The 4,544-nt window shown below is 68.1% G+C and carries 6 protein-coding genes; 3 read left to right on the forward strand and 3 right to left on the reverse strand.

Translation table 11 applies throughout. The features are described 5' to 3' along the window. Positions 1-333: 333 nt before the first annotated feature. On the reverse strand, positions 334-1,092 hold the full coding sequence (locus Q7W02_18185) for an NAD(P)-binding domain-containing protein (protein MDO8478091.1): 759 nt from the start codon (positions 1,090-1,092) through the stop codon (positions 334-336). 312 nt (positions 1,093-1,404) lie between these two features. On the opposite strand from Q7W02_18185, the gene Q7W02_18190 reads away from it, so the two are divergent. The 3 genes from Q7W02_18190 (at position 1,405) to Q7W02_18200 (ending at position 2,290) form a co-directional block, all read left to right on the forward strand. Further along, positions 1,405-1,587 (forward strand): hypothetical protein, encoded by a 183-nt coding sequence (locus tag Q7W02_18190; GenBank protein ID MDO8478092.1) that lies wholly within the window; start codon positions 1,405-1,407, stop codon positions 1,585-1,587. Further along, on the forward strand, positions 1,584-1,820 hold the full coding sequence (locus Q7W02_18195; protein MDO8478093.1) for a hypothetical protein: 237 nt from the start codon (positions 1,584-1,586) through the stop codon (positions 1,818-1,820). Before Q7W02_18190 ends, Q7W02_18195 begins: the two co-directional genes overlap by 4 nt. Positions 1,821-1,891: 71 nt before the next feature. Further along, positions 1,892-2,290: a VOC family protein gene (locus tag Q7W02_18200; protein ID MDO8478094.1), complete on the forward strand. Its 399-nt coding sequence runs from the start codon at positions 1,892-1,894 to the stop codon at positions 2,288-2,290. 75 nt (positions 2,291-2,365) lie between these two features. Here Q7W02_18200 and Q7W02_18205 read toward each other — a convergent pair whose 3' ends face one another. Both Q7W02_18205 and Q7W02_18210 read right to left on the reverse strand, forming a co-directional pair. After that, complete coding sequence (locus Q7W02_18205) at positions 2,366-2,488, reverse strand: hypothetical protein (protein ID MDO8478095.1); 123 nt, start codon at positions 2,486-2,488, stop codon at positions 2,366-2,368. 32 nt (positions 2,489-2,520) lie between these two features. Continuing rightward, positions 2,521-4,497 carry an acetoacetate--CoA ligase gene (locus tag Q7W02_18210; protein ID MDO8478096.1) on the reverse strand — a complete coding sequence of 659 codons (1,977 nt, stop codon included), beginning with the start codon at positions 4,495-4,497 and terminating at the stop codon, positions 2,521-2,523. Positions 4,498-4,544 lie beyond the last annotated feature (47 nt).

Consider the following 4,544-nt stretch of genomic DNA (forward strand, 5'->3'; position numbering starts at 1 on the left):
GCTCCTCCTGTTAGGTTTCGATTCTGGTCCAGCAGCTTGACACAATACCGGCGGTTCCTACGAGCGGCGACTTCGGCGTGGACGGATCGCTTACCGGTTTTCGCGCGGCATATTGGCGCCGCAGATATAGCCCCAGGTGAGGCAGGGTCCGATCGAGGTGCCGGCGCCGATCGCGCGGGTACCGATGGGGTTCGCCATGGCGTTGCCGGCGCAATAGAGCCCCGGGATGATGCTGCTGTGACACGGCAGGTTCCGAGGGAGGACCCTCAGGCGAAGCGGGCCATGGGTGAGAACGGGTTTTATGTTATCTACGCTCAATTGGTCAAGCTCGCCTCAGTGCAGGCTGCCGGCGATCTGTCGAATCTCTGCCGGCGTGTGCTCGCCTCCGAGCGGTGTTCCCGGCACCAGATGCCTGCCCATGGCCAGCCCGCCGACGAGAACGGGCTCGAACCCGATCTCACGAATGAGGCTCTGGGCGACCGAGATCGCCTTCGGATCGTCGCCCGCGATCGGCACCCCGACCGGCTCGCCCGGGCGATGTGCGAGCTCGACCAGCCTTCGAGAGCCGATCGCATTGAACGCGCGGACGATGTGCGCGCCCGGCAGCAATTTGGCGGTCACCAGCCCGGCTCCCCCCTGCTCGCCGACCCATTTGACGAGGTCCTCGCCGTCGCGCCGCGCGATCGGATTGCTCACATCGATCACCAGCACCTTCTTGGCGAGGGCGCCTGCATGAGCTTTGCCGATCTGCTCCATCGCGGTGTAGGGGATGGCGATCGCCACGACATCGCCGAAGGCAATCGCTTGCTCGACCGTGCCGGCCTGCGCGAGCGGCCCGAGGCCGGCGACGAGGCCCTTCAGCTCCTCGGGATGGCGCGACGAGAACATCACCGGGTGGCCGGCCTTGACGAACAGCGTGCCGAGCGCGCCGCCCTCACGTCCGGCACCGACCATGCCGATCTTCAACGGCGAGCCAGCCGTCTGCGCCACGGCGACGTGCGGCCGAGCCGCGACCGCGAGCACTGCCAGGCCGCTCCCTGCAATGCGCATAAAATCCCGGCGCGCGTAAACAGCGAAGGGGTCGCTTGCCATGACCGTCTCCTCCGGTAAGGGCGCTCTGACGGGTGTTGGTGGGTCCTGCCACCCCGGTCTCCGGCGTCTGCATGCGGAGGGTAGCAAAGGGAAGCCCAGACGTCCAAGACAAGCATCGCCGCCGCGCGGTCCCGCGGGCCTCCTCGGCCCGGGGCCCTGGCCGGATTCTGCCGGCGGGGCCGCTTCGAGGTCTGGTAGGGACCATGACGCCGCCGAGCATCATCGGCTTCGTCACCGACCCCAGCTGCTCGGCCCGTCCCTCCCCCCCGCCCAGGACACCCTGCTCCGGGCCATCCCTTCGGCGAGGTCACGGTGATCGCCGGGGCGCGCGCCGGCAAGGATAGCCGCATCGCCGCCCCCATCGTCTGCTACGAGGCGCTCTTTGGCGGCCATGACCCGCACCTCGCCCGGGGCGAGCGGGGCGTGATCCCCTTGGTGGCCCAGGACATCCGGGCGACCCGGGTGTCCTTCGGGCGCACCCCTCCCTGCTCATGAACCCGACGCTCCGGGCCGAGCGGCTCGACCCCTTCCTGCCCGCGGCCTGGGTCGAGGCCGCGATCCCGGCGGGGCGCCACGAGCTCCCGCCCCAGGACGGCCCCCGCTACGTGGCCGCCGTGGATCCCTCGGGGGCGGCGCCGATGCCTGCGCGCTGGCCATCGTCCACGTCGAGGGAGCCATGGCCGGGGCGACCGCTGTGCCATCGGGCTCCTGGGGCGGCCGGCGTCTGAGTCCAGGTTTTGTGTTATCTACGCTCGGACGGATGATATATGGCGGGTTTGACCCGAGAGGAGATCGTCCGATGCCCGAGTACCGTTACGACCATATCCATCTACGCAGCCCGGACCCGAATGCGACGGCGCGTTTCTTTGAGACGATGTTCGGGGCCGAAGTGACGCGGGATATCTATCCGCCGGGTACGCTCTATCCTGGGCAAATGCGGGTGCGCATGAAGGTGGGGGGACAGACCGTGCTGATCGCGCCACCGCATCCGCATGAGCAGACCGGTCCGGCCCCGGGGTTTCCGCACTACGGGCTGGAGCACTTTGGACTGACCGTGGACAATCTGGACGCGGCGGTGACGGAGCTGCGCGCCAAGGGAGCGGAGATCGCCGTCGGGCCGGTGATGCGCAACCCGGGCCTCTATCTCGCGTTCGTGCGCGGGCCGGAGGGGGTGATGGTGGAGCTGGTGCAGCGCTGAGACAAGGCAGGTCCCGAGGGAAGGCCCTCGGGCGAGGCGGGCCAGGACTGACAATACGCTTTATGTCATCTACGCTCAGACCAGCTTCCGCGTGCCGTCGTGGCACGCCGTCTTCAGCTCGAGCGCGACGCGGCCGTCACCCAGCAGCCGCAGGCTCCCTTGCGCGAAGGGCGGACGGCGGATTGTCCTCGATGACATCGTCGAGATGGCCACTGAGGTATTGAACGCCCTTAGCCATTGAGCTTCTGGGCCAGCTGGACGAAGAACGAAAGCGAATCCGGGTTCGCCATCGCATCCTGGCTCGCGATCTTCTCGAGCGGGTAACCGAGCAGTAGCTTGCGGACCGGCAGTTCCATCTTCTTGCCGGTCAACGTGCGTGGGATGTCGTCGATCGAGAAGACGGCGTCCGGCACGTAGCGCGCCGAGGTGCGCCGCCTGATACTCTCCTTGATCCGTGCGGCGAGCGCGTCGTCGAGCATCACCCCCGGTCTCAGCACGACGAACAGCGGCATGTAGGACGTGCGGCCGAGGTACTCGAGGTCGACGACGAGGCTATCGAGCACCTCGGGGACATCCTCGACGGCACGGTAGATCTCGCTCGTGCCCATGCGGATGCCGAAGCGGTTGATCGTCGTGTCCGAGCGGCCGAAGATCACCGAGCGGCCGACGGGCGTAAACCGGATCCAGTCGCCGTGCCGCCACTTGCCGGGGAACATCTCGAAGTAGCTCTCCTGGTAGCGCGTGTCTCCTGGATCGTTCCAGAAGTAGAGCGGCATCGTCGGGAACGGCTCGGTGACGACCAGCTCGCCGACCTCGTCGGTCACCGGCTGCCCGGCATCGTTGAACGCGTGCACCGAGATGCCGAGCAGGCGGCACTGCATCTCCCCGGCCGTGACGGGCAGCAGCGGACAACCGCCCACGAACCCGGTCGCCGGGTCGGTGCCGCCGCTGATCGCGGCGACCCACACGTCCCTCTTCACCGCGCGGTAGATCCACGCGAAGTTCTCGACGGAGAGCGGCGAGCCGGTCGAGCCGATCTGCTCGAGCGCGGACAGATCGACCGCCTTGCCCGGTTCGAGGTCCGCTTTCATGCATGAGTTGAAGAACGCGGCGCCGGCGCCAAAGCAGGTCGCGCGCGTCTCGGCCACGGCGCGCCACAGGGTGCCGGGGTCTGGATGGAGCGGGTTGCCGTCGAACAGCACGGCCGTCGCTCCTCCGAGCAGGGCGGCGGCCAGCAGGTTCCACATGATCCAGCCCGTCGTCGTCATCCAGCAGAGCCGGTCGCCGGGTCGCAGGTCCATGTGCAACGTCATCAGCTTGAGGTGCTCGAGGACGATCCCCCCGTGGCCGTGAACCATCGCCTTCGGCAAGCCGCTCGTCCCGGAGGAGTAGACGATCCACAGCGGATGCTGGAAGTCGACCTGCTCGAAGGAGAGCGGCGCGGCGCGGCCGAGCAGGCTCGGCCAGAGGCATCCGTTCTGCAGCGAGCCGATGCCTGCGCCGGAGTCGAGGTACGGCAGCAGCACAACGCGCTCGAGCGTCGGCAGCGCCCGCTCGAGATCCTCGATCATCGGCCGCCGATCGAACGCTTTGCCCCCGTACCGGTAGCCGTCGACCGCGAACAGCACCTTCGCGCCGATCTGCTTGAAACGATCGATCACAGCGCCGAGGCCCATGTCGGGCGAGCAGCTCGACCACACGGCGCCGAGGCTCGCACACGCGAGAAACGCAACCATCGTCTCTGGAATGTTCGGCATGCACGACACGACCCGGTCGCCGGGCTTGACGCCCATATCCCGCAGCGCCGCAGCGACCGACGCGACGTCCGCCCGCAAGGCCGCCCAGGATATCTCCTGGCGCGGGCAGATCTCCGAAAGCGCGATGATCGCGGGGTGGGCGGACGATGCGTGGCGGAAGGCGTGCTCGGCGTAGTTCAGCTTGGCGCCCTCGAACCACCTGGCGCCCGGCATCTTGCGCTCGTCCAGCACCCGTGTGTACGGCGTGGACGCGCGGATCGCGAAGTACGCCCAGAGCGAGGCCCAGAACGACTCGAGCTCGGTGACCGACCACTGCCAGAGCGCCTCGTAGGAGTCGAAGCGCAGCCCTGGCTTCTCGGCGAGCCACCGCATGTAGCCCGCCATCTGACTCTGCTCCCGCCGCTCCGGCGACGGCTCCCAGAGCGCGGCCCCTTCGGTGATCTCCGGCACGGTCTCCTCCGTTCGGAAGGACGGGACGGCCTTCGCCCGCCCGAGCA

It is taken from the genome of Candidatus Rokuibacteriota bacterium (assembly GCA_030647435.1).
GTDB lineage: Bacteria > Methylomirabilota > Methylomirabilia > Rokubacteriales > CSP1-6 > AR37.

Coding starts and splice junctions, on each gene's coding strand:
- Q7W02_18185 (MDO8478091.1), bottom strand. CDS start 1,092: ATGGCAAGCGACCCCTTCGCTGTTTACGCGCGCCGGGATTTTATGCGC.
- Q7W02_18195 (MDO8478093.1), top strand. CDS start 1,584: ATGAACCCGACGCTCCGGGCCGAGCGGCTCGACCCCTTCCTGCCCGCG.
- Q7W02_18200 (MDO8478094.1), top strand. CDS start 1,892: ATGCCCGAGTACCGTTACGACCATATCCATCTACGCAGCCCGGACCCG.
- Q7W02_18205 (MDO8478095.1), bottom strand. CDS start 2,488: ATGTCATCGAGGACAATCCGCCGTCCGCCCTTCGCGCAAGGGAGCCTG.